General features: G+C 68.5%; 25 protein-coding genes. 16 read left to right on the top strand and 9 right to left on the bottom strand.

Annotation, left to right across the window (positions count from 1 at the left end; all coding sequences use genetic code 11):
• Window positions 1–177: 177 nt before the first annotated feature.
• Window positions 178–2238, bottom strand: coding sequence for a PhoX family phosphatase (locus tag AB0H21_RS35135; RefSeq protein ID WP_358525579.1), 2061 nt, complete (start codon window positions 2236–2238; stop codon window positions 178–180).
• 176 nt (window positions 2239–2414) lie between these two features.
• Between AB0H21_RS35135 and AB0H21_RS35130 the strand changes: the two genes are divergently transcribed.
• The gene (locus AB0H21_RS35130) at window positions 2415–2864 is read left to right on the top strand and encodes a sterol carrier family protein (protein WP_358525549.1); all 450 of its coding nucleotides are present in this window, start codon (window positions 2415–2417) and stop codon (window positions 2862–2864) included.
• A gap of 6 nt (window positions 2865–2870) precedes the next feature.
• Here the strand turns inward: AB0H21_RS35130 and AB0H21_RS35125 are convergent, their stop codons facing one another.
• Window positions 2871–3155 (bottom strand): DUF4190 domain-containing protein, encoded by a 285-nt coding sequence (locus AB0H21_RS35125; RefSeq protein WP_358525547.1) that lies wholly within the window; start codon window positions 3153–3155, stop codon window positions 2871–2873.
• A 517-nt stretch (window positions 3156–3672) separates the two neighbouring features.
• Here AB0H21_RS35125 and purF point away from each other — a divergent pair.
• Window positions 3673–5118: an amidophosphoribosyltransferase gene (gene purF / locus AB0H21_RS35120; protein ID WP_358525545.1), complete on the top strand. Its 1446-nt coding sequence runs from the start codon at window positions 3673–3675 to the stop codon at window positions 5116–5118.
• Between the two features lie 29 nt (window positions 5119–5147).
• Window positions 5148–6176, top strand: a complete 1029-nt coding sequence (gene purM / locus AB0H21_RS35115) for a phosphoribosylformylglycinamidine cyclo-ligase (protein WP_358525577.1) — start codon at window positions 5148–5150, stop codon at window positions 6174–6176.
• A gap of 218 nt (window positions 6177–6394) precedes the next feature.
• On the opposite strand, the gene AB0H21_RS35110 is transcribed toward purM, so the two are convergent.
• The gene (locus tag AB0H21_RS35110) at window positions 6395–6619 is read right to left on the bottom strand and encodes a DUF3073 domain-containing protein (protein WP_114033354.1); all 225 of its coding nucleotides are present in this window, start codon (window positions 6617–6619) and stop codon (window positions 6395–6397) included.
• Between the two features lie 150 nt (window positions 6620–6769).
• Window positions 6770–7873, bottom strand: a complete 1104-nt coding sequence (locus tag AB0H21_RS35105; RefSeq protein WP_358525542.1) for a Glu/Leu/Phe/Val dehydrogenase dimerization domain-containing protein — start codon at window positions 7871–7873, stop codon at window positions 6770–6772.
• Between the two features lie 233 nt (window positions 7874–8106).
• Here AB0H21_RS35105 and AB0H21_RS35100 point away from each other — a divergent pair, with 233 nt between their 5' ends.
• Both AB0H21_RS35100 and bldC read left to right on the top strand, forming a co-directional pair.
• Window positions 8107–8994: a hypothetical protein gene (locus AB0H21_RS35100; protein ID WP_358525540.1), complete on the top strand. Its 888-nt coding sequence runs from the start codon at window positions 8107–8109 to the stop codon at window positions 8992–8994.
• Window positions 8995–9315: 321 nt separating this feature from the next.
• A complete protein-coding gene (gene bldC / locus AB0H21_RS35095) occupies window positions 9316–9519 on the top strand; it encodes a developmental transcriptional regulator BldC (RefSeq protein WP_013133571.1) in 204 nt (67 codons plus the stop codon).
• Window positions 9520–9889: 370 nt separating this feature from the next.
• Here the strand turns inward: bldC and AB0H21_RS35090 are convergent, their stop codons facing one another.
• Complete coding sequence (locus AB0H21_RS35090; RefSeq protein WP_358525536.1) at window positions 9890–10492, bottom strand: TetR/AcrR family transcriptional regulator; 603 nt, start codon at window positions 10490–10492, stop codon at window positions 9890–9892.
• Window positions 10493–10737: 245 nt separating this feature from the next.
• On the opposite strand from AB0H21_RS35090, the gene AB0H21_RS35085 reads away from it, so the two are divergent.
• From AB0H21_RS35085 to AB0H21_RS35070, 4 genes are all read left to right on the top strand, one after another.
• A complete protein-coding gene (locus tag AB0H21_RS35085) occupies window positions 10738–11841 on the top strand; it encodes a LacI family DNA-binding transcriptional regulator (protein ID WP_358525534.1) in 1104 nt (367 codons plus the stop codon).
• Window positions 11842–12045: 204 nt separating this feature from the next.
• Window positions 12046–12294, top strand: a complete 249-nt coding sequence (locus tag AB0H21_RS35080) for a hypothetical protein (protein ID WP_358525533.1) — start codon at window positions 12046–12048, stop codon at window positions 12292–12294.
• A 146-nt stretch (window positions 12295–12440) separates the two neighbouring features.
• Entirely contained in the window at window positions 12441–13325 is an 885-nt protein-coding gene (locus AB0H21_RS35075) for an N-acetylmuramoyl-L-alanine amidase (protein WP_358525532.1), read from the top strand.
• Between the two features lie 89 nt (window positions 13326–13414).
• Complete coding sequence (locus AB0H21_RS35070; protein WP_358525530.1) at window positions 13415–15094, top strand: beta-N-acetylhexosaminidase; 1680 nt, start codon at window positions 13415–13417, stop codon at window positions 15092–15094.
• Between the two features lie 115 nt (window positions 15095–15209).
• Here the strand turns inward: AB0H21_RS35070 and AB0H21_RS35065 are convergent, their stop codons facing one another.
• Complete coding sequence (locus AB0H21_RS35065; protein WP_358525528.1) at window positions 15210–15728, bottom strand: helix-turn-helix transcriptional regulator; 519 nt, start codon at window positions 15726–15728, stop codon at window positions 15210–15212.
• Between the two features lie 407 nt (window positions 15729–16135).
• Here AB0H21_RS35065 and AB0H21_RS35060 point away from each other — a divergent pair, with 407 nt between their 5' ends.
• Window positions 16136–17656 (top strand): AAA family ATPase, encoded by a 1521-nt coding sequence (locus AB0H21_RS35060; protein ID WP_358525526.1) that lies wholly within the window; start codon window positions 16136–16138, stop codon window positions 17654–17656.
• A 143-nt stretch (window positions 17657–17799) separates the two neighbouring features.
• On the top strand, window positions 17800–18087 hold the full coding sequence (locus AB0H21_RS35055; RefSeq protein ID WP_358525524.1) for a helix-turn-helix transcriptional regulator: 288 nt from the start codon (window positions 17800–17802) through the stop codon (window positions 18085–18087).
• Between the two features lie 293 nt (window positions 18088–18380).
• Here the strand turns inward: AB0H21_RS35055 and AB0H21_RS35050 are convergent, their stop codons facing one another.
• The 3 genes from AB0H21_RS35050 to AB0H21_RS35040 all read right to left on the bottom strand — a co-directional run bounded on the left by AB0H21_RS35050 (window position 18381) and on the right by AB0H21_RS35040 (window position 19847).
• A complete protein-coding gene (locus AB0H21_RS35050) occupies window positions 18381–18572 on the bottom strand; it encodes a DUF397 domain-containing protein (RefSeq protein ID WP_358525522.1) in 192 nt (63 codons plus the stop codon).
• A 2-nt stretch (window positions 18573–18574) separates the two neighbouring features.
• Window positions 18575–19399 (bottom strand): helix-turn-helix transcriptional regulator, encoded by an 825-nt coding sequence (locus tag AB0H21_RS35045; protein WP_358525576.1) that lies wholly within the window; start codon window positions 19397–19399, stop codon window positions 18575–18577.
• 172 nt (window positions 19400–19571) lie between these two features.
• Window positions 19572–19847, bottom strand: a complete 276-nt coding sequence (locus tag AB0H21_RS35040; protein WP_358525520.1) for a GntR family transcriptional regulator — start codon at window positions 19845–19847, stop codon at window positions 19572–19574.
• 864 nt (window positions 19848–20711) lie between these two features.
• Between AB0H21_RS35040 and AB0H21_RS35035 the strand changes: the two genes are divergently transcribed.
• The 5 genes from AB0H21_RS35035 to AB0H21_RS35015 all read left to right on the top strand — a co-directional run bounded on the left by AB0H21_RS35035 (window position 20712) and on the right by AB0H21_RS35015 (window position 22785).
• Window positions 20712–21002, top strand: a complete 291-nt coding sequence (locus AB0H21_RS35035; RefSeq protein ID WP_358525519.1) for a hypothetical protein — start codon at window positions 20712–20714, stop codon at window positions 21000–21002.
• Window positions 20999–21376, top strand: coding sequence for a hypothetical protein (locus tag AB0H21_RS35030; RefSeq protein WP_358525517.1), 378 nt, complete (start codon window positions 20999–21001; stop codon window positions 21374–21376). Before AB0H21_RS35035 ends, AB0H21_RS35030 begins: the two co-directional genes overlap by 4 nt.
• Window positions 21373–21663, top strand: coding sequence for a hypothetical protein (locus AB0H21_RS35025; protein ID WP_358525516.1), 291 nt, complete (start codon window positions 21373–21375; stop codon window positions 21661–21663). The genes AB0H21_RS35030 and AB0H21_RS35025 overlap by 4 nt, the downstream gene beginning before the upstream one ends.
• Complete coding sequence (locus AB0H21_RS35020) at window positions 21660–22418, top strand: hypothetical protein (protein ID WP_358525515.1); 759 nt, start codon at window positions 21660–21662, stop codon at window positions 22416–22418. The genes AB0H21_RS35025 and AB0H21_RS35020 overlap by 4 nt, the downstream gene beginning before the upstream one ends.
• 61 nt (window positions 22419–22479) lie before the next feature.
• On the top strand, window positions 22480–22785 hold the full coding sequence (locus AB0H21_RS35015) for a hypothetical protein (RefSeq protein ID WP_358525514.1): 306 nt from the start codon (window positions 22480–22482) through the stop codon (window positions 22783–22785).
• Window positions 22786–22789 lie beyond the last annotated feature (4 nt).

The following is a 22789-nucleotide window of genomic DNA, read 5'->3' as shown; positions in this document are numbered from 1 at the left end:
TCGGTTTCGCGGAGCAGCGCGTACAGCGGCAGGAACTCGCCTGGCATGAGCAGCCGTTACAGCTGCCGCCGCCCCATCCGGTGATGGCCGGTACGAGCGTTGGTGGCGTGCGAGGCCGCCGGCCTCTCCGTAGGACCGCGCCGCCTTCCAGATGATTCCGGAAGGCGGCGCGGGTGGTCAGGAGCCGATCTTCTTGCCCTGGGTGTGCCAGGCGACGGATACCGAGGGGCGGGGCTGGCTGGTGCCGCCGTCGGGCCAGTGGCTGGCGGGGTTGTCCGGAGTGGCGCCGGTGATCTCCCCGGGGTGCTGGACGGCGACGAAGACGCTGCGCTGGTCAGGGGTGATCAGCGGGCCGCAGGTCTCGGCGCCGTAGGGGACGGTGAGGAACTGGCGGACGTGACCCCGGTCGGGGCCCGAGAGCGGCATCGCGAACAGGCCGTCGTTCTTGCCCAGCGCGTTGCCGTCCGTGGCGATCCAGAGGTTGCCCTCGCGGTCGAAGGTCACGTTGTCCGGGCAGGAGATCGGCGAGACCTTGGTCTTGTCGAACCCGGCGAAGTACGTCGAGGGGTCGGCAGGGTCGCCGCAGACGAGCGGCAGCGCCCAGCGGAAGGCCGTCGCCCCGGCGTCGTTCCGGTCCTCGGCGATCTCCAGGATGTGGCCGTGACGGTTGGAGGCCCGCGGGTTGGCCTCGTCCGCGTTGGCGACGGTCCGGTTGGTGTTGTTGGTCAGTGCGGCGTAGATGTTGCCGTTGACCGGGTTGCGCTCGATGTCCTCGGGGCGGTCCATCTTGGTCGCGCCCACCTTGTCGGCGGCGAGGCGCGTGTAGACCAGGACCTCCTGGGCGGTCATGCCGTCGACGAACGACCTGTTGCCGCTGACCAGCGGGACCCACTTGCCGGTGCCGTCGAACGCGCCGTCGGCGGGGAGCTTGCCGGTGCCGTCGATCTCGCCGGGGCTGTCACCGGTGAAGATCGCCACGTACAGGGTGCCCTCGTCGAGCAGGCCGCGGTTGTGCCGGTCGAAGCCGGGGATGTACCGGTCCTTGGACACGAACTTGTAGATGTACTCGAACCGCCCGTCGTCGCCCATGTAGACGGCGACGCGGCCGTCCCGGGTGAGCGTGGTGGTGGCGGCCTCGTGCGCGAACCGGCCGAGCGCCGTGCGCTTGATCGGGGTCGCGTCGGGGTCGAACGGGTCGACCTCGACGACCCACCCGAAGCGGTTGATCTCCTGCGGGTGCTTGGCGAGGTCGAAACGCTCCTCGACCCGGTCGAAGCGCCGGTTCCCGCTGGGGATGGCGGTGGTCGTGCTGATGCCGTACCGCGACAGGTACGGCTTCTGCGCCTCGGGGACGCCGTTGCCGCCGACGAAGTACTGGTTCCAGTTCTCCTCGCCGGTCAGCACGGTGTTCCACGGCGTCGTGCCGCCCGAGCAGTTGTTGAGCGTGCCGAACACGGTGGTGCCGCGCGGGTCGGCCGCGGTCTTGAGCAGGGCGGATCCGGCGGCCGGGCCGCTGAAGCGCATCGGCGTCTGGGCGGTGATGCGCCGGTTGTAGCGGCGGCGGCCGCGGGTGACGAGCTTCCACTGCCCGGAGCGGCCGACGCGCTCGATCTCGACGACGGACCCGCCGTGCGCGGCCAGGCCGATCTTGATCTGCTCCAGCGGGACGGTGTCGCCGCTGGTCCAGCCGCGGAACATCAGGTTCTCGTCGGTGTACTCGTGGTTCACCCACAGCAGGCCCCGGTCGGAGCCGAGGGGGAAGAAGGTCACGTAGTCGCAGTTGTAGCCGAACTGCTTGGCCTGCGCCGCGGCGGTCTGGTTCTCGAAGTCGAACGCCGGCGCGTCCGGCAGGACCGGGTCGCCCCAGCGGACGACCACCGAGGAGGTGTAACCGTCGGCGACGATCAGGGCGTCGGCGGAGTTCGGGGCCACGGGCGTGAACCGCAGGCCGCCCTTGTCGTGCCACCGGCCGAAGGTCTGCGCGGCGGCGTCACCGGTGTCGCCGGGGTCGGCGAAGGCGGGGGCGGCGGCGCCGGCGACACCCGCGGTGGCGACCAGCGTGCCGAGGGCTCCGGCCCGCAGCGCGCCACGGCGTGAGAGGGTGCTGGTCAGAACGTCGGCGAAGTAGGGGTTGTCACTGCTGTTGGACACCTCGTGCGCGCAGGCGTTGCCACACCGGAACTGGCACGTCATCGCGTCCCGGCCGCCCATACGCGGTGCCGAGAGCAGAGGAAGCATTCTGCGCGGCGACGGGTTCGCCACTGGTACCTCCAAGATCGTACGTTCGGGAGTCCTCGCGTCGGACCGTACGGCCGCCATCACAACACGAGATGAATGCAGACTTCCATCAAGGTGAACGGCGATTCGCGATCGGCGCGGAATGGCCGTCGTCCGCGGCGGTGCAGGATAGAAGGGTGCCCGCACGCAAGATCGACCCCGAACTGATCCGCGCCGCGCTGGACGTGCAACTCGCCGAGCTCGGCGAGCACCCCTACGACGGCCCCCCGCAGGCCGCGCCTGAGGCGGCCGTGGAGGTCGTCCTCGGCCTGTACGCGCGTGGGCTGCGCCCGGAGAAGGATATCGCGCGGCTGACGGTCCGCCACCTCCTGGAGCGCCTCGCCGAGCGGGCCCCCGGGCGGACGGTCGAGGTGCGCGTCCCGCCGTACGCCGCCGTCCAGTGCGTGCCCGGCCCCCGGCATACCCGGGGAACTCCCCCGAACGTGGTGGAGACTGACCCGCGCACGTGGCTGGAGCTTGCGACCGGGCGCGTCACCTGGGAGGACGCGATGGACGCCGGGAAGATCAGCGCGAGCGGCACCCGCGCTGATCTGTCCGAATTCCTCCCGCTGACCTCGCGGGGGTGACGCGCGTCAGGGCGAGGGCCTCTGGACGTTCACGCCGAGCTTGCGCTCGACGCACTGCTGCGCCTCGGACTGCGTCGGCAGGTTGAAGCACTCCTGGAAGGTGGAGAAGAACCAGGTGAAACCGACCACCGCGAGCACCAGCGTGAGGCCGCTGAGCACGATGCCGACGACCGCGCGGCCCCGGTTGGCGTTCCTCACCGTGGCGATGACGCCGAGGATGATGCCGACGATCGCCGTCAGCACGCCGAGGCCGCAGATGAACAGCAGGAACAGGCTGACGATGCCCAGCACCAGCGAGGCGGTGCCGAGTCCGCCGCCGGGGCGGGCGCCGGGGGGCCAGCCCCCGGGCGGCCCGTACGGAGGGCCTCCTCCGTAGGGAGGCGGGCCGTACGGAGGCTGCTCGCCTCCCGGCGGGCCGTATGGAGGCTGCGCACCCCCTGGGGGCGGTCCTCCTTGGGGCTGGTCTCCGGGAGACGACCACCCCCTGTAGGGAGGCTCGGCGCCCCGCCCATAAGAGGGCTCGCTCGGGGGCCGCTCGCCGCGAGAGGGGCCGCCGTCGTCGCGGCGACCATGCCGGTCGCCCCATGGGTCCGGGTTGTTCGGATCGCCAGATGTCGTCACGGTCCGCTCTCTCGACCTGGGCATGCCTGACCCCCCACTCTCCCTCCGATCGGGCGATATGCCTATGGGACACGGCGAAGCGGCGGGGATATTTGCCCGACGAGCGGCGTGCGCGCGGGCCCGTGTGATCACCTTGGCCGACCACGGACGCACCCGGGTTACCGTGTGGTCAAACCCCTTACTTAGAATGAAGCACGTGCTAAAGGGCGACGGCCGGCTAGGCCATGACCTTGACCCCCAGGACCGCGCGCCGCAGGACGCCTGCGGCGTCTTCGGAGTGTGGGCCCCTGGGGAGGACGTCTCCAAGCTCACCTACTACGGGCTGTACGCGTTGCAGCATCGCGGCCAGGAGTCCGCGGGCATCGCGGTCAGCGAAGGCAGCCGAATCCTCGTATACAAGGACATGGGCCTCGTCGCCCAGGTCTTCGACGAGTCGGTGCTCGGCACGCTGCGCGGGCACCTGGCCATCGGCCACTGCCGGTACTCCACGACCGGGTCGAGCGTCTGGGAGAACGCGCAGCCGACGCTGAGCTCCAGCGACGGCGGCGGCCTGGCGCTCGCCCACAACGGCAACCTGATCAACACGCGCGAGCTGATGGCACGCCTGCCGTCGGGCGCCACCCGGGCGACCACCGACACCGAGGTGCTCACGTCCCTCCTGGCCTGCGACCCGGGCACGTCCATCGAGGACGCCGCGGCCGATCTGCTGCCAGAGGTCAAGGGCGCCTACTCGCTGGTCTTCATGAACGAGAAGACGCTGTACGCGGCGCGCGACCCGCAGGGCATCCGCCCGCTGGTGCTGGGCCGCCTGGACCGCGGCTGGGTGGTGGCCTCCGAGACCGCCGCCCTCGACATCGTGGGCGCCGTCTTCACGCGCGAGATCGAGCCCGGCGAGCTGCTGACGATCGACGAGCTCGGTGTGCGCTCGCGCCGGTTCGCCCTCGCCGAGCCGAAGGGCTGCCTGTTCGAGTACGTCTACCTGGCCCGTCCCGACACCACGATCGCCGGGCGCGGTGTGCAGGCCACGCGCGTGGAGGTCGGCCGCAGGCTGGCCCGCGAGCACTCGGTGGAGGCCGATCTGGTGATCCCGACCCCCGAGTCGGGCACGCCGGCCGCCATCGGCTACGCGCAAGAGAGCGGCATCCCGTACGGCCAGGGCCTGGTCAAGAACTCCTACGTGGGCCGCACGTTCATCCAGCCCTCGCAGACGATCCGCCAGCTCGGCATCCGCCTCAAGCTGAACCCCCTGCGGGAGGTCATCGCGGGCAAGCGCCTGATCGTCGTGGACGACTCGATCGTGCGCGGCAACACCCAGCGCGCGATCGTCAAGATGCTCCGCGAGGCCGGCGCCACCGAGGTTCACGTGCGCATCAGCTCGCCGCCGGTGTCCTGGCCGTGCTTCTACGGCATCGACTTCGCCACGAAGGCCGAGCTGATCGCCGGGTCGCTGGAGGTCGAGCAGATCCGCGAGTCCATCGGCGCCGACTCGCTCGGGTTCATCTCGCTCGACGGGCTGACCGAGGCGACCACGCTGCCCGCCGAGCGCCTGTGCCGGGCGTGCTTCGACGGCGTGTATCCGATCCCCATCGACCATGACAACGTGGGCAAGTTCGTCCTCGAGGCCAAGGCGTGACCGCCGGGGCGGCCGGGGGCGACGCCGGCGTGAGCAGTTACGCGGCGGCCGGCGTCGACATCGAGGCGGGCGACCGCGCGGTCGAGCTGATGAAGGAACGGGTGGCGCGGTCGCGGCGGCCCGAGGTGGTGGACGACGCCAGCGGCTTCGCCGGCCTCTTCGACGCCTCGGCCTTCCTGCGCTACACCCGTCCTCTGCTGGCGACGTCCACCGACGGTGTCGGCACCAAGGTCATGCTGGCCCAGGCCCTCGGCAAACACGACACGATCGGCATCGACCTGGTCGGCATGGTCGTGGACGACCTGGTGGTGTGCGGGGCCGAGCCGCTGTTCATGACCGACTACATCGCCTGCGGCAAGGTCGTGCCCGAGCGCATCGCCGAGATCGTCGGCGGGGTCGCCGAGGGCTGCCGCCTGGCGGGGTGCGCGCTGGTGGGCGGCGAGACCGCCGAGCACCCCGGGGCCATGGGGCCGGACGAGTACGACCTGGCGGGCGCCGGCACGGGCGTCGTCGAGGCGTCCGAGCTGCTCGGGCCCGCCCGCGTCCGGGCGGGGGACGTCGTGCTCGGCCTGGCGTCGTCCGGGGTCCACTCCAACGGCTACTCGCTGGTGCGGCACGTGCTGCGCACGGCGGGCCTGGAGCTGGAGGGGTCGCTCCCCGAGCTCGACCGCACCCTCGGCGAGGAGCTTCTGGAGCCGACGCGTATCTACTCGCTCGCCTGCCTGGAGCTGACGCGGCGCACGGAGGTCCACGCCTTCGCCCATATCACGGGGGGCGGGCTGGCCGCGAATCTCGCGCGGTCGCTGCCCGGCTCGGTGGACGCGCTGCTCGACCGCGCGTCGTGGACGCCGCCGCCGATCTTCGAGGTGATCGCGGGGTACGGCCGGGTGCCGGCGGCCGAGATGGACCGGACGTTCAACCTCGGCGTGGGCATGTGCGCGGTCGTGCCGGCGGAGACGGCCGATCAGTCGCTCAAGGTCCTGCGCGAACGGGGGCAGGACGCGTGGGTGCTGGGCGAGATCGTCCCGGGCACCGGCGAGGCCCGCTTCACGGCCTGACGGCCTCACCTCGCGAGCCCCGGCCGTGTGGCCGGGGCCGTCCGTCCATGGTCCGGTTCACGACGGCGGCGCGTGGCCGCGATCTACCGGGATGTGTCCGGGCACGACGAAAAGCTCCTCGCCATCAGGGATGGCGAGGAGCCTTTCAGGCGCGCGAAGGAGGCACTCGGCGAGCCGTCGTTCACCGGGTGCCCTACCAGCGTCAACCCGAAAATCGCCTATCGGCGGCGGGACCTGTCGTCCTCGTCGTCATCGCCGATCTCGCTGGCGTAATCGGCGTACCGATCGGCCAGTTCGTGGTCGACGTCGTCATCATCGTGTCGGTTGGAGTCGTGATTGACTCCGAGCTCCTCGCGAAGACGGTCAAGATCGGTGCCGCCACTGTTGTACTTGAGCTGGCGAGCAACCTTCACCTGCTTGGCCTTGGCTCGGCCGCGCCCCATCGGCTCGACCCCCTCATGCGGGGTCGTGCCCGACCCCTCGTCGCTAACGCATCACGCGCTGATGCCGCCTGACTTCCGGCGTCAGCTCTCGTTCGCCTACAACCGTACCTGTTTTGCGCGCCTCTCGGTACGCCGTATGGGCGTCCACAGTCAGCGGCCCAGCCAAATACCCCTAAGCCGACCGACTTCCGACATTCTGCGCTCCGCCAGCCTATCGGCCGCCGCCGCCGGTGGAACCCCTTCCTCTTCGGCGATCGAAAAGATCTTCAACGTCGTGTCGAAGATCTGCGTCGCCTTTGCCCTGGCGCGCTCCATGTTGAAGCCTTCGATCTCGTCGGCCACCTGGATCACGCCGCCGGAGTTGACGACGTAATCCGGAGCGTAAAGGATGCCTCGCTCCGCGAGCTGCTTCTCCACGCCGGGATGGGCGAGTTGGTTGTTGGCCCCGCCGCACACGATCTTGGCGTTCAGCCCCGCGACCGCCTCGTCGTCCAGCGCGCCGCCCAGCGCGCACGGCGCGTACACGTCGATGTCGGCCCGCTTCATCGCCGCGGCGTCCGCCACGACGCCGACCTCGGGGTGGACGTTGCGCACCCGCTCGACGGCCTCGGCGCTCACGTCGCAGATCACGACCTCGGCGCCGTCCGCCAGCAGGTGGTCGACCAGGCGGTATCCGACTTTCCCGACGCCTTCGACGCCGACGCGCCTGCCCTGCAGGGTGGGGGAACCGTAGACGTGCTCGGCCGAGGCGCGCATGCCCTGGAACACGCCGAAGGCCGTGAGGATGGAGGAATCGCCGGCGCCGCCGTGCGCAGGGGTGCGCCCGGTGACGTAGGGGGTCTCCCGGGCGATGATGTCCATGTCCTCGCTGTAGGTGCCCACGTCACAGGCCGTGAAGTAGCGGCCGCCCAGCGACTGGATGAAGCGGCCGTAGGCGCGCAGCAGCGCCTCGCTCTTGTCCTTGGCCGGATCACCGATGATCACGGCCTTGCCCCCGCCCAGGTCGAGCCCCGCCAGGGCGTTCTTGTACGCCATCGCCCGCGAGAGGTTGAGCACGTCGGCGAGGGCCGTCTGCTCGTCCTCGTACGGGTAGAAGCGCGTGCCCCCGAGCCCGGGGCCGAGGGTGGTGTTGTAGATGGCGATGATCGCGCGCAGACCGCTGCGGTCGTCCGCGCAGAAGACGACCTGTTCGTGCCTGGCCTGTCCGATCGAGGGGCCCGTGTCCTGGTGGGACGGCCCAAAGACGTCGGTCACTGTGGTGACTCCCGGTCATTCCCGTCCGCCGCCTCGTCGCGGCGGATCCTGGAAGACAACATTATCCATCTGGCCACGCCCCGACCATGATCGTCCATTTCCCGAAACTTCTGTCCCACCCTTCGGGCGGCGCGCCCTCCCCCGGCGGTCGCCCCGCCGGGGGAGGGCGCCACCGAACGTGGTCGGGCTCGCTCACTCGCGTCGGCTCGCCGCTCCATGGCACCATTCGAGATGTGCTGCCCTACGCCGCCTATCTCCGTGTCTACGAGCCGTTGTCCGCGTTCACCGAACGAGAGCGCGCCTTCTGGGCGGCGTACGCCGACTCCAAGGATCGGCCGCGCCGCGCCTTCGCCCTGGAGGCCGAGCACGCGGAGGCCGTCCGGCGGCTGCTGGGTGTGCCCCCGATGCCTGCGCCGGGGGCCGAGAGCACGAACGCCTACCTGCGGCGCATCGAGGAGACCCTCTACGTCTGCCCGTGGCAGAGCAGGCTGAGGTCCTGGGTGGCCTTCGCCCGGTTCCGGGGCGCCACGCCGATCAAACTGGCCGACCGCTTCGTGCCGAGGACCATCGCCGAGCAGACCGCCGACGACTTCGACCGGCACAAGCAGAAGGGCGGCTCCTCCTCCCTGCGCACGCACATCCGCACGAGCACGTGGCACGTCCCGACGTCCTGGTTCGTGCCGTTCGACTCCGCCGAGCGCTGGCTCGTCCTCGGTCACCGTGAGGAGCCGTCGGCCGAGCCGTCCGCGCCCGCCACGCCGACCACCACGGCCCCGGCCAGGAACCTGCTGTACGTGACGTCGATGGCGCAGGCGCGCCGCAGGGTCGCGCGGGCGCTGGTCGTGATCCGCAGGCACGTGGGCGAGGTCGGCACGTTGACCGAGGTGGAAGAGGTCGGGCGCTGGCTGGAGGAGTTCCACCCGCACTCGCTGGTCGAGCTCGACTACGGCGGGCTCGTCCACGTCATGGACGACGCGACGCTCCAGGCCGACCAGTCCGCGGCCGAGCTGGCCGCCGCCCTCACCGGGTTGGACACGGGTCAAGAAGAACTGGCCTACGCCATGTATCAGCGCGTGATCGTCCGCTGGAAGTCAATACAAGCCCTCGAATCGGCGAACTGAACCGCAAATCATGCACGTGACCTGCAAAAGTAGGTAACGGGAGTCACCAGCTCGCTTCTGCGAACTGAGTAGTTTGCCGTTTTCACTGCGATACCACGAAACGTGTCGCTAGAATCACCGAGCGTGACATCAACCCGTGGACAAGGCGTTGTACTTTGAGGGCTCGCCAATCGCTCTACGTGGCTGTATGGTCACATCGGGTGATACCGCATACGGTCCAGAAAAATCCGTACGAACTGGATCATTGTGGGACATCCGTGACAAGCGCCAACACAAGTCGCAGGATCGCTGTCGCCGGTCCACGGAGGAGAGGCCGCACAAATGTCAGCTCGTACACCCGAGGCCGAGCCACTGCTCACCCCGGCGGAGGTCGCCACCATGTTCCGCGTCGACCCCAAGACCGTTACTCGGTGGGCGAAGGCGGGCAAGTTGACGTCCATCCGCACCCTCGGCGGTCACCGGCGTTACCGGGAGACCGAGGTCCGTGCGCTGCTCGCGGGTATCCCGCAGCAGCGATCGGAGTGAGGGCGGGACCGTCAAGGACCTAGGGGGGAGAACCGGCGCGCTCGCGTCCCGTATGTGAGCGCGTCCACCACACACCCATGGCCGCGTGGGGGCGGATCAGGGCTGGAGCGGAGGGCGACGTCGCTCACCGCATGCCCTGGGGCCGCGAGCAAGGCCATGGGATCGGCGTGGGAGGCGCCGCCCGCCCGGCGCCGGCCCACGAGAACCATGCGGATACGTCCCGGTGGATAACGGATCTAGGGCCTCCACCGCACGGAAGCCCTATCCACCGTTCCCTGGGCGAAGATCCGCGAATGTCCACCCGTGGCCACCCCGGCCGCGGCGGGTACGAAGTCATCACCCTTCCGTTACATGGGCCCCGGGGGCACCCTCACGGAGCGTCACCGCCCGGCGGGACCCGTCGTCCGAGGTCGGCCAGCAAGCGGCCGATCTGGCCATCCTCGCCCGCGGCGACCTTCAGTAACGCGACCATCTGGTCGAGCAGCAGACGTTCGAGGACCGCGCGATCGAGGTCGCGGACCTCCAGCCAGTCGAGCCCGGCGGTCTCGACGCAGGCGATCCAGGACCTCAGCGTGACGCGCAGCGCCGGGCTCGGCTCGCTCACGCGCATCTGGGTGAGGATCACCTTGGTCAGGCGCCTGCGGACGCCCTCGACGATCACCCCGACCTCGCCCGCGCGATTGGCGGGCCCGCCGCGCAGCAGGGCCGCGAACCCGGCCGCGTAATCCTCCACGAAGTCGAAGTAACGCGTGAGACCCGCCGCGAGCTCCTCGACGAGCGTGCCGCCCGCCACGGGACGCAGCCGCTCCTCCAGCTCCAGCGCCGCGCCCCGCAGCGCGGCGACGTACAGCTCGTGCTTGCCGCCGAAGTAGTGGTAGACCAGCGCGCGCGAGGCCCCCGCCGCCGAGGCGACGTCGTCGATCGAGACGTCCTCGGCGTCGTGCTTGCTGAAGAGCTCCAGGGCGGCGGCCATCAGCTCCTCGCGACGGCGGTCGACGCTCAGCCTTCGCCGTGCCGGGCGCGCGCCACCGGGACCGACGTTCTCGCGCTCACCTGGGGCCCTTGATGTCCCACCCACAATGCGCACACTATCGGAGGGCGTGCCCAATAAAGGGCGGCCCCGAGGACCATCCAGCGAGGCGCACAAACACCCGTACCCTCAGCGCGACTCGATCGTTTGGTCTGACAGGTGCACATCCACTCAGCGTGGGGAGAACCATGTCAGGACCGTCCATCCAGACGACCGCCCGGTACCACTCCGAGGTCGGCACGACCGAGCCCGGCCTCGGTGACGCGCACGGACCGCGTCCCCGGCCGACGATCCGGAACGTTGCAGAACGCGCGGGCGTCTCAAAGTCGCTGGTGTCCCTGGTGCTGCGAGGGTCCCCGCACGTCAGCGAACACCGGCGCGAGGCGGTGCTGCAGGCGGCCAGGGAACTCGGCTACCGGCCCAACGCGGTCGCGCGCAGCCTTGTCGAGGGACGCACCCATCTGGTCGGGGCGCTGGTCGCCGACCTGCACAACCCGTTCTACGCCGAGTTCCTGGACGGCCTCCAGGAGAGCCTCCACGGTGACGGGCTGCGGCTGCTGATCGGAAGCGGGCGATGGGATCCCGCCTTCGAGGAGGAAGCGGTCGAGGCCTTCCTGGAGCTCCGGGTCGACGGGCTGGTGTTACTCGGGGTCTCGCCGTCCAGCGAGACCCTGGCCGAGGCCGCGGCGTACACGCCCACGGTGGTCGTCGGCGAGCGGGACGTCGAGCTCGAAGGCGTGGACATCGTCGTGGACGACGACCAGCTCGGCGCCCGGCTGGCGGTCGACCACCTGGTGGAGCTCGGGCACAAGCGGATCGCCCACATCGAGGGCACGCCGTCGTCCTCGGCCCGGTTCCGGTGCGAGGGCTACCTGATGGCGATGCGCCGGCACGGGCTGGCGCCGCACATCATGGTCGAGCACGGGGACTTCACCGAAGAAGGCGGACGCAGGGCGGCACGCGCTCTGTTGGAACGTCACCCACGTCCCACGGCGATCTTCGCGGCCAACGACGTCGTCGCGCTCGGCGTGCTGGTGGCGGCGAGCGAGCTCGGGCTGCGCGTCCCCGAGGACCTCTCGGTCGTGGGGTACGACAACACGCACCTGGCCGCCGTGCACCACATATCGCTCACCAGCCTGGACCAGCCCCGCCGCTCGATGGGCAGGTCCGCCGCCACGCTGCTGAGCGACCGCATCGGCGACCCCGGGAAGGTGGCGCGGCTGCGGCAGGTGACGCCGAAGCTGGTCGTGCGGCACAGCACCGGCCCGGCTCCAAGTGATCCCCAAGGCTAGGTCAACATCCACGGGATCGGCGCGCCTCCCGTGTTGACTCGTAGGCATGGCGCCGGCCCTCCGGCGTGCCGTACTGGACCAATCTGGGCTGGATCGATCTGGACCGGACTGATCTGGGGCGGTGCGCCCGCATGTCGCGGGGGCAACGGGTGGGCAGGCGGTGCCCGCCGGGCCAGGCGGCCGGTGCCCGACCGGGGGGTTGTCATGCGTGATCCGGAACTGGTGTCGTGCGCGCAGCGCGCGGCGGCCGAGCTCGAGCGTGCGTGGGCGCACTGGCGTGCCACCCGGGGCAAGGACGACGAGGGCGCGAGCGAGTCGGTCGCCAGCTACGTCGCCCATTCCATCGACCACCCGTGGGGACGGCCGCGCGTCGTGCTCGGCCTGGACGCCGAGGACGCCAGGGAGCTCGCGGCCCTTCTCCAGAAGCAGGACCTCGGGGAACCGGCCTGGTGACCCGCACCGTAGGGCCGGTTGTGGATGGACCGGTCCTCCCGGCTGTGGATAACCGGCCCCTCCGGCCCTTCCTGTGGATAACGTCCGGGTCACCTCGCGCGTCCGCGTAGGTTGGAGCCGAGACGTCGTCTGCGAAGGGGATCATCGTGACCAGTCGAGCACTGGCCGTCGCGCTTCTGGCCTTGTGCGGGCTGGGCGCTTCGGCCTGTGGGGCCGCGGCGGGCCCGGATGCCGCCGACGCCGGCGCCGCCCACGCCGCCGAGATCAGCAGCGCGTCCGCGAGGCCCGCGTCCACGGAGGTCCGCGCGGCGAGCGAGGCGTCCGCGAAGACGGCGCCCGCGCCGGCCGCCGCCGCGGCTCCGACTCCCGTCAAGCCCCTGGCCGGCAAGGTGATCGTGATCGATCCCGGCCACAACGGCGGCAACTACCGCCACCCGGAGATCATCAACAAGAACGTCGACGTCATCACCGAGTCGAAGCCGTGCGACACGACGGGCACCGCGACCAACGACGGCTACTCCGAGGCCGCCTTCACGTGGGACGTCGCCAAGCGCATGGTGAAGGTCCTGAAGGCCAAGGGCGCCACCGTCAAGCTGACCCGCGGCGACAACGACAGCGTCGGCCCGTGCATCACCGAGCGCGCCGCCATCGGCAACAAGGCGCACGCGAACGCGGCGATCTCCGTCCACGCCGACGGCGCGCCCGCCTCGGGCAGGGGCTTCCACGTGATCATGCCGAAGAAGATCGGCGGCCCGGTCGACCCGGTGGTGGGCAAGTCCGCAAAGCTGGGCCTCGCGCTGCGCGACGCGTACAAGTCGGGCACCGGCATGCCGTACTCGACGTACATCGGCAAGAACGCGCTCGACTACCGCAGCGATCTCGGCGGCCTCAACCTGTCGACGGTGCCCAAGGTCTTCATCGAGACCGGCAACATGCGCAATCCGCGGGACGCCGCCAAGCTCAAGGACCCGGCCTTCCGCCAGCGCATCGCCGACTCCCTGGCCAAGGGCCTCCAGGACTACCTGGGCTGACCACCCCGCCTCCAGGCGACGGTGTGCCGCCCCCGGCCGGTGTGGCGGGGACGTTGATCCTCGATCGTATTTTGGGATGATCTGTAGACATGAGTGACTTGATCCCGCGTCCTCGGGTCGTCGAGGAGTCCGCCGGCTCGTTCGCGTTCGTCCCCGGGGCCTCCGTGTCGGGCCCCGCCGAGCTCGTGAACGCGGTGCGGGTGGCGCTGGCCGTGCTGGACCTCCGGCACGCGGATCCGTCGCCCGCACCCGCCGAGGCCGGCGCCGGCGGGCCCTCAGAGGCACGTACCGGGCCGATCATCGTGGAGCAGGACGAAACCCTTGTCCCCGAGGGTTACGCCGTCACGGTGACGCCTGAGGCCGTGCGGATCACCGCCGGGGACGCGGCGGGCGCGCTGTACGCCGGGCAGACCCTGCGGCAGATGCTTCCGGCGGAAGCGTTCCGATCCGTGGCCGTCCCGGGCGTGCGGTGGGCCGTCCCATGCGGGCGGGTGGAGGATTCGCCCCGGTTCGCGTGGCGAGGCGCCCACCTCGACGTGTCCCGACATTTCATGCCCAAGCGTGAAGTGCTCCGAATGATCGACCTGCTGGCCGCGCACAAGCTGAACCGCCTCCACCTCCACCTGGCCGACGACCAGGGCTGGCGTGTCGAGAGCCGGGCGTACCCTCTGCTCCACGAGGTCGGCTCCCACCGCGCGCGTACCACGACCAAGCCCTTCCGCGGCGAATCCGCGTTCGACGACACCCCGCACGGTGGCTACTACACCCTCGCCGACCTCGGCGAGATCGCCGCCTACGCCCGCACCCGCGCCGTCACGCTGGTGCCCGAGATCGACGTGCCCGGTCACGCCTCCGCGATCCTCGCGGCGTACCCGCACCTCGGTGCCGACCCCGGCCGGCGCCACGACGTGCTGGACCGCTGGGGCATCTCGCCCGCGATCCTCTCCCCGCTACCCGCGACGGTCGACTTCCTCGCCACGGTGTTCGGCGAGATCATCGAGGCGATCGGCTCGGTGCCGTACTTCCACATCGGCGGGGACGAATGCGTCCTCGACGACTGGGCGGCCTCCGCCGAGATCACCGCCTACCAGCGCTCGCTCGGGCTGGCGGCCCCCTCCGACCTGCACGCCTGGTTCCTGCGCGCGCTGGCGGACGTGCTGGCCGGGCTGGGCTCGCGCGCCGTGGTGTGGGACGAGGCGTTCGTCAGCGGCCGGCTCCGCCAGGACACGATCGTCATGCCGTGGCGCGGCGTCGAGGTCGGGCGGCAGGCCGCGGCGGCGGGCCACGACATCGTGGCGACGTCGGTCTTCCCGCTGTACTTCGACTTCGCCGAGTCGTCCTCCTCCGAGGAGCCGGCGGCGATCGGCGACACGATCACGCTGAACGACGTGGCCGCGTTCGCGCCCGCGCCGCCGTCCTTCGGCCCCGAGGAGGCCGCGCACGTGCTGGGGGCGCAGTTCCAGCTCTGGACCGAGCGCATCCCCGACGCCCGCACACTCGACTACCGCGCCTGGCCCCGCGGCTGCGCGGTCGCCCAGATCACCTGGTCCGGTGATGCCGAGGGCTTCGCCACCGCCCTCCCCGCGCACCTTCGCCGCCTGGACGCCTACGGCGTCGAGTACCGCCCCCTCGCCGGCCCCCTTCCCTGGCAGCGCGGCGGCACCGGCGACCGCATGCACCAGCCCGGCAAGGTCAAGGTCCGCGACGTCATGAGCCACCTGGAAGAACTGATCCAGGAGGCCGACTCCACCCGCCCCAGCCTCAGCTAGCCCTTACCGAGTCGACCGCCCGCCCAGAGGCCTTCAGCACGCCGAGCCAGTTGTTGATGGCGAAATGGCTTAGCGGACCCGTGTCGAAAACGAGTACCTGAGAAGTGTCCATCGGCTAGGAGACGAACTTCCAGATGACGCTCTCCGGGAGCGGGTCGAGTACCGGAAGATCGTCTTCGCACCAGGTGTCCATGAGCAGGTCTATCGCACGGGCCGCGGAGATGGTGGTGCTCCGGTAGAGCCGCAACACCGATTCCACGTACCGGATCGCGAGGTGTGGAGGCTTGAGCTCTTCAGCGACCTTGTCGTCATGGCCGACCGCGAACTCGACGTTGCGGGCCAGATGCTCGACCAGGCGGTCGATCTGGGGACTTGGGGCGCCGGGATCCTGGAGGTTGCGATGGGAGACGATCGTGGCCGGCGCTTCCTTGATGAACCACTCGATCCGCTCCCCGAGCGTGTCGGCGATACGGGACAGTTCCAGCGCGGTGACGCGCCGCGAGCCATTCTCGATCTTCGCTAGCGCCGAACGGTCGATGGAGATCGCCGCCGCAAGCTGAGCCTGCGTCAGCCCCTTGCGGTGACGCGCCTCGGTGATGCGCTGCCCGATCCGATCGCCTTCTCCTGCCGCCACGTGTGCGATTTTAGAACAACAGATGGTCCAACTCTACGAGCGTACGGTGTCCGCCCTGGTCAGGCGCGTGTTCGAGTGAATCGAACAAGCCGCCAGTGTCGAGCCTTGCCATCGGATCACTCAGCAGTGCCCGCTAATCTTCTAGATGAGTACAGGCGAGTGATGTCGCATCGATCCGAGGCGTGAGAATGGTCCACTTTCCGACGAACCGTACAGGGCTCCGGCGTGCAACGCGATCAATCCGGGCCTTAGCAGATCTGGGCGATCAGGCCATATGCGACATGGCTATGCACCGCCGAGTGCCCCAACTGGCGGCGAAGCCACCTGAGATGCCACGATGCTGGCCTAGAAGGACCGTCGAACCTCAGCAGATGCATGACCTGTAGTATTCTCCTCGCCCTTACCACATGCAGGTATGCACCACCAGCAATCCACAGTCAGGCTTCAAGATGCTCATTAGCGAGCTTGCGATAGAAAACATCAAAGGCTTTGGAGAGAAACAGACAGGCATCTCTCTAAGCTTCACAAGAAGCGATGGAAGCCTACCCCGCTGGATTGTGATTGCCGGGCGCAACGGAGCCGGGAAGTCCTCATTTCTTCAGGCGATCGCTCTTGCAATTGCGGGGCCGTCGGTAGCTCGAACGCTACGAGAGACCTATGCCGATTGGGTTCGAGATGGCGCGCACGAAGGTCACGCCAAAGTTCACCTCAGATTGTCTGACTTTGATGCCTTCGCACCGGGCCGAAAGCCGAACTTCGATCCATGGGCCGGCTTGAGGTGGATTCGGCAAGAAGAGGGCCCGGAGCCTTCAATCGAAAGAACCAAGGACAAGGCCCGAGAGGTATGGGATCCGAGTCGTGGACCATGGTCTTCGAATCCCCAGGGCTGGTTTCTGGCGGGCTATGGTCCATTTCGTCGGCTCTCCCTCGCCCCCACCGAAGCACAGCGACTGATGATGACACCTGGGCGGCCCGCAAGTCTCGCCAGCCTCTTCCGAGAGGAAGCCTCACTTTCCGAGTCGGTTCTATGGCTCCAGCAACTCTATCTTCGCAAGCTCGAAGGCTCTGAAGATGCCCAGCAGGTCGAACAGGCCGTCCTCAGGCTCCTCGGCGACGGTCTTCTTCCCGAGGGTATGGAGGTGAAGCGAGTCACCTCGGATGGGCTGTGGGTTACGACACCCGACGGCATAGAGCTTCCTCTGCGCTCGCTGAGCGACGGTTATCGCACTGTGGCGGCTCTCGTTCTTGATCTGGTCAAACAGCTTTATGCCGTTTATGGAGATCTCAGGGAGATCGACGGACCTGGGATATCCTTCGGTCACGAAGGCGTTGTTTTGATCGACGAGATCGACGTCCATCTACACGTGTCATGGCAGCAAAGAATAGGCTTCTGGCTGAAGGACCACTTTCCCAACCTCCAGTTCATAGTGAGCACGCACAGCCCCTTTATCTGCCAAGCCGCCGACGATAAAGGCCTGGTACGTCTCTCCGCTCCAGGCGAAAGGGACGGAGCTCGCATTCTAGAGGGTGAGCTCTTCAACCGGGTGGTCAACGGCACTGCCGATGATGCTGTGCTGACAGATCTCTTTGGCCTTGAGACCCCCTACTCCAGCCAAACCGTAGCCCTTCGGACCGAGGCGGCGTCACTGGAGAGGAAAGCGGTTGCGGAGCACATCTCATCCGCAGAGCGCGCCCGGCTCAAGGAAATAAAATCCAAGCTACCGCGGACGCCCTCTACGGATGTCGCAGACGCCATCCATCAACTGACGCTCGCGGACCTGATCAAGGATGCAATCGATCAGCTCGCCGAGGAAGCCCCGACGGCCAGGCGCCCGCTGGTTGATCGGATCCGAGGCAGTCGCTACCACAACATGAAAGAGTTGCGGCCGCCCTCGTCCGGTACGAGTGAGATTCGGATGCTCTTCTGATTTGATCCGATACGGGAGGCCATCTTTCTGGTCGCTGGCGACAAGGTCGGTAACTGGGAAGGCTGGTACAGGAAATCGATTCCTCTGGCCGACGAGCGCTTCACCGAGCATCTGATCGCGCTGAAGGAAGAAGAGGAGGCCCGATGAGTGCCAGGTACAGCAAGTGGAGCGACGTCAAAGCCAAGGGGCGAGCATTGGACCCCCGTAGTGACGCCGAACGTGCTGCTGGGGAGGCCGCTGCTCGTGAACGCCGCGAGGCCTACGTGCGCGGACACCAGCTTGCTGAGATGCGCAAGGCCACCGGGATCACTCAGGCCGAGCTCGCCGAGGCACTTGGAGTCACTCAAGCCAGGGTTTCCAAGATCGAGCATGGAGAAGTGTCTGGTATAGACGTCGTTCGAGACTATGTCACCGCGCCGCGGCCACGTTGAGCTGGTTGCCACTCTGGGTGATCGCACCTGGAAGGTCGCCTGATTCCGCATCCTCACACGGAAAACCTCATGGCTGTCGATAAGCGGCGAAGTCGGCCGCGTCCATCGTGCGTCGGTGCCATGACGCTTGGGTAGCCGTCGGGCGCGCGCCCGGCCACGCTTCAGCCTGGAAAACCAGTCCGAGCGGAGCGAGGCCCATCCGATAGTCGACCGGTGTTGACCATGCTCCCCCGTCACGGAGGGCGACGGTTCAACTCCCCAACGGTCAGCGTCCGGGCGGTTGCAATGGGCCGTCAGCGAAGCGTCGCGAGGAACTCCTTCCAGGCGTCCGGAGAGAAGGTCAACGTCGGGCCGGAAGGGTTCTTGCTGTCACGGACAGCGAAGGCACCGGGCAGATTTGAGGCCACCTCAACACAGTTGTCGGTGGTGGCCCCGCTATAGCTGCTTTTGCGCCACTGCAGACCGGACTTGGGGCAGTCGCTCATGATCACTCCTTGGACGCGGCAATCAGTGCCGCAGACTCAACAGGGGGCAACGCCTCATCTGCTAGGCGCTCGAACGTCAGCTTAAGGTCCCGCACTTGATCGGCCGCCTCCACATACACCTCGCCCCCGACACTGCCCGTGTAGCCCACGTCCGGATCATCAACGTCGAACGACAGGATCGAGAAGGCACCATCAAGGCCAGCGTTCGCACCAACTGTCAGCGGAAGGATCTGAATCGTCACGTTCGCCCAGTTGGATACCTGGGCAAGATCATCGAGTTGTCGCGCCATCACGCCAGGCGTTCCCACAGGGCGGTGCAGGACGGATTCGTCGATGATGGCGTGGAACGAAGGTGCGTTCGCCCCCAGGAGTGTGATCTTCCTGGCCATCCGAGCGTCCACACGCCGGGCCAGCTCCGATCCATCGAGGCCTGGGCGAGTACGGAGGACTTCGCGAGCATAGTCCTCGCACTGAAGGAGGCCTGGGATCAGTAGTGGCTCCCAGGTACGTATCGCGGTGGACTCGGCTTCCAGCACGACGTAGGAACCACTGAAGACGTCGGAGTAGACGGTCCACCAGCCACGCTGGCTGGCGTCTCGGCAGAGCTGGATCAGACCGGCCTTTGTCACCGAGTCCGCCCCGAACAGGTCGCACGCATTACCGACATCGGATGTGCTTGGCGCGATCCGCGCGTTTTCGATCCGGTTGACCTTGCTCGGCGACCAGCCGAGCTGAACGGCCACCTCGGCCACACTCAGACCCGCCTGCTCTCGGAGCCGCCGCAGCTCACGACCTAGACGACGATGCCGGACAGTGGGGGACTTCATTGGCATAAGCGCATTGTGTCCTTGACTCGGGGAGATTTCTATGTGCAGAACGCTTGCGCGCGTGCGGATTGCACGCTCATTATGGTCCTGGCACGCCGACACTCAGAGTGAGGACATGATGACACAGACGATCGGAGCCGTCGGCCGCATCGGTTCTGCCGAGCGCGGTGCTTCACTCGTCGGTCGGTTCCCACTCGTCTCGCGGGCGGACGAAGGTGCCCACGCCGGACTCCGCGTGGATGAACTTCTCGCGCTCCAGCCGGTCGACGGCCTTGCGGATGGTGTTCCGGGCGGTGTCCGGAAATGTCTGTTCGAGCTGGGAAAGGCTGGGGATGGGGTAGCCGGTCTTGTACTCACCGGCCTCCAGCTCGCCGCGCAGAATGTCGTAAATCTGCTTCCACTTGGCCCTGTCCTGGCGCCACTCAGGTCCCGAATCCCCCGCTCTCATCACGTCGTAGACCGTAGAGGGCCATGCTATTGCCCGCTTCTGCAGACCAGGGCACGGCCAGGCATGGCAGGGCATGGCAGAGATCTCCTTCTTGCTGCCCGGACGTCAGCGACGAGGGAGCACTCGATGCCGGCTCGACCTGAACGCGGACCCGACAAAGCAGGTCGATCCGCGCAGAAGGCCGGAGCCTTTCCGGGACGATTCCCGACGTCCCGGCGCTGAGCCGGTGCGGCGGCACGGTGAGGCCTGAACTCCTGAGCCGTCGCACCTTCCATCCCGTAAGTCCAAAACGGGTCCGCCCGGCGGTAGCGCGCACAGGCGGACCCAGACCGCACTCTGGAGGTGCGATCCCGTGGGTAATCCTAGGACCCTCAACCGGCCGTCGTTCCGGTTGATCCGCGTCCGCCACGTCGCCGACGCCCCGCCCAAGCCACTCGGCTGCCGGTGGTGCGGGCATCCGCCCTACGCGCATGACGCGGCGAGTCTCCCCCATCGGCGGCAGCACGAGTGGGAGCACCCTACGACCGCGCAGATGCGTGCCCGCCTGGACGTGCGTAGGCGGCTGGGTCTGTACGGACCGTTCCCTGCCGGGGCTCCGTGTCCGGCCCGGCCGACGAGGATTCATCCGGCCGCCGTCCCCCGTCCCGTGCCTCTTCCCGCTCTCAGCGCTGTCCCCCCTCCCCTTCTCCGGCATGTCCCCAGCCCCTCATTCCGACCGGCCGCCCTCGCCGTCCCCCCAAGTACCGGACGTGCGTCCGTCACCAAGACCCTGCCCAACGCCCTGTCCCAGCCCAGCGCTCTGCCGCTGCCCGGCTTCCAGCCGGGACCCGCTGCGCGCCAGCCGTATCGGACGGGAGCGGCGGCGTGAGGCGGGTTCCCGGGCGGCACCGGATCGGAGCCGCGCCGGTTCGGGTGAGCCCGCGCCGGTGGGATGTCGCGAAGACGGCGGCGGCCGCGCAACTGGATCAGGTCGAGCCCGCGTGGTTCATCTGGTACGGGGTGGGTCTGCAGCGGTTCGTGGCTGTCGCGATCTGGCGTACCGATGGGCCTCTGCGGATTCACGCGGCGACCGTTGAGGAGCTGCGTGAGCTGATGCGTGAGGCCGAGTTGGAGGCAATGGCCTCGTTCGTGCCGGGGCGAGCGTGGGTCGCGTGAGCGGGCTCGGCAAGCACGCGGGCGAGCCGGGCGGCGAACGGTCCGACCCGTACGGTTTCGGGCCGGGCGCGGGGATCTCGGTAGGCGGGTACTTCCCGCGCACCACCCTGCTCGGGACTCAGGAGAGGGCTCGTGGCACTGAAGCGGTAGCGAGCCGCCCGTCGTACGCGGTCGGGCTCGTCGTGCCGTCCTGGATCTTGCACGCCGTGCCATGGGAGACGGCCGTCCCCGGCGTTGCGACCACGGCGATGTGCGCGGCCAAGGCACGGGTGGCGGCGATCTCCCGGCTTCCCGTCATCTGGACGCCGCTGGACCCTATGGCGTGTCAGGACTGTGCGGTCGCCGTCGCCGCGACACGGGAGGCGCGGCCATGAAGCTCACCGCCACGGAAGGCAACGCCGATCACGGGTATCACGTCCTCCAGCCCGGGACCGACTGTGAGGCGGTCACCTGGCAGCCGGTTACCGAGGTGGAGGCACGGCGGAGGGTGGTGCGCTGGACCTGCCAGTGCAGGCCGGTGGTCTACTACCTCGTCACCTCTGGTGGGCGAGGCTACATCGAACGGGTCGGTCCCGGGCAGGCGACGGCGCAGACGTTCCGCATGCGATACGCGCAGATCGCGGACCTGTGGGAGCGCATCCTTCTCGGGCAGGCCCGATGATGGCCCGGCAGGCGGACACCGGTTGGCACGGCGACTTCCTGCGGCTCGTGGCAGCCGGGGCTACGTACAAAGCGGCCGTCCGTAGCCTCGGAGTGAGTGCCGCGACACTGAACAAGCACTTCCGGGTCGACAAGGACTTCCGTTCCACGGCCGCCCGAGCACGCCGGCGGTGGCTGATGGGCCCGCTTCCCGACACCAGTTGGCACGCCGGCTTGCCGCTGTTGATCACCTCTGGGCTGACGTTCGATCAGGCGGCCGCTCAGCTAGGCAGGACTCCGGTCACCGTTCGCACTCATCTGCGTCGATTCGCTCATTTACGCGACGCCGTGAACGCCGCGCTGCGAGCTGCGGGCAGGAGGGAACTTCGGTTGTCACCCGGGCCTTCGGTCGACGTCATGGCCGATCTTGAGCGGGAGAATCCGGGGCCGATCCGGCTGGCGTGGCATCTCGAAGACACCGGCATTCTAGCGATCCCGATGGTCGAGGATCTTGCCCGGCAGAAGGCCGCGGTCCGGCAGTGGGCCGAGGTCCTCGATCTTCCTGTCGAACCGCGTGACGGCAGGCTGGTCGTCATGGTCATCCGGCACGGCGTGCGTGTCTGTATCTCGACATCTGTGGACACGTGCCGTCCGGGAGAAACCCATGCATCCGAAACTCCCTCGGAGCCGCCTTCAGCCACATCGTGGGGGGCACCGGACACGTGCCCGGCCCCGCTTCAGCCCGCGTCCGAGTCGGTGACGCCGTCTGCTCGGTAGTGGTCCAGAGGGGAGGTCTGGATGGCATGCTAGGCGGACGGCGATCACGAGGAGACCTACGATGACCCACCCTCTCGGTACGCAGCCCGCGCCCCGGCGTAACCCTCTCAGTGCGGAGGAGAAAGTCCGGGCCGAGGTGAACTTTGCCCCGCTAGTCGCCCAGCACCTCGCCGAGAGCGGGCGGTTCAGGGTGACCGCCGACACCCCGGAGATGGTGGAACTGTTCCAGCGGGTCGCCCACAGGGTGAGTGCCACGCTCCAGCGGCCTGTGGTCAGCTATGCCAACGGCAGGGACATCGTGATCACCTTCGGCCAGGAGGCGGCTCCCGGCCTTGGCCAGGAGAGGGCTCCCGGCCTCACCGGCTGAGGCG

This window comes from Sphaerisporangium sp. NPDC051011 (assembly GCF_040653595.1).
Lineage (GTDB): Bacteria > Actinomycetota > Actinomycetes > Streptosporangiales > Streptosporangiaceae > Sphaerisporangium.
The sequence above is the reverse complement of the archived record's forward strand: the minus strand, read 5'-3'. Positions and strand labels throughout refer to the sequence as shown.

What these genes read in the sequence shown, in the direction of transcription:
- AB0H21_RS35135 (WP_358525579.1), bottom strand. Translation starts at nt 2,238, where the DNA reads ATGCTTCCTCTGCTCTCGGCACCGCGTATGGGCGGCCGGGACGCGATG.
- purF (WP_358525545.1), top strand. Translation starts at nt 3,673, where the DNA reads ATGAAGCACGTGCTAAAGGGCGACGGCCGGCTAGGCCATGACCTTGAC.
- AB0H21_RS35110 (WP_114033354.1), bottom strand. Translation starts at nt 6,619, where the DNA reads ATGGGGCGCGGCCGAGCCAAGGCCAAGCAGGTGAAGGTTGCTCGCCAG.
- bldC (WP_013133571.1), top strand. Translation starts at nt 9,316, where the DNA reads ATGTCAGCTCGTACACCCGAGGCCGAGCCACTGCTCACCCCGGCGGAG.
- AB0H21_RS35090 (WP_358525536.1), bottom strand. Translation starts at nt 10,492, where the DNA reads ATGGCCGCCGCCCTGGAGCTCTTCAGCAAGCACGACGCCGAGGACGTC.
- AB0H21_RS35085 (WP_358525534.1), top strand. Translation starts at nt 10,738, where the DNA reads ATGTCAGGACCGTCCATCCAGACGACCGCCCGGTACCACTCCGAGGTC.
- AB0H21_RS35080 (WP_358525533.1), top strand. Translation starts at nt 12,046, where the DNA reads ATGCGTGATCCGGAACTGGTGTCGTGCGCGCAGCGCGCGGCGGCCGAG.
- AB0H21_RS35070 (WP_358525530.1), top strand. Translation starts at nt 13,415, where the DNA reads ATGAGTGACTTGATCCCGCGTCCTCGGGTCGTCGAGGAGTCCGCCGGC.
- AB0H21_RS35060 (WP_358525526.1), top strand. Translation starts at nt 16,136, where the DNA reads ATGCAGGTATGCACCACCAGCAATCCACAGTCAGGCTTCAAGATGCTC.
- AB0H21_RS35055 (WP_358525524.1), top strand. Translation starts at nt 17,800, where the DNA reads ATGAGTGCCAGGTACAGCAAGTGGAGCGACGTCAAAGCCAAGGGGCGA.
- AB0H21_RS35050 (WP_358525522.1), bottom strand. Translation starts at nt 18,572, where the DNA reads ATGAGCGACTGCCCCAAGTCCGGTCTGCAGTGGCGCAAAAGCAGCTAT.
- AB0H21_RS35045 (WP_358525576.1), bottom strand. Translation starts at nt 19,399, where the DNA reads ATGAAGTCCCCCACTGTCCGGCATCGTCGTCTAGGTCGTGAGCTGCGG.
- AB0H21_RS35040 (WP_358525520.1), bottom strand. Translation starts at nt 19,847, where the DNA reads ATGAGAGCGGGGGATTCGGGACCTGAGTGGCGCCAGGACAGGGCCAAG.
- AB0H21_RS35025 (WP_358525516.1), top strand. Translation starts at nt 21,373, where the DNA reads ATGAAGCTCACCGCCACGGAAGGCAACGCCGATCACGGGTATCACGTC.
- AB0H21_RS35020 (WP_358525515.1), top strand. Translation starts at nt 21,660, where the DNA reads ATGATGGCCCGGCAGGCGGACACCGGTTGGCACGGCGACTTCCTGCGG.
- AB0H21_RS35015 (WP_358525514.1), top strand. Translation starts at nt 22,480, where the DNA reads ATGACCCACCCTCTCGGTACGCAGCCCGCGCCCCGGCGTAACCCTCTC.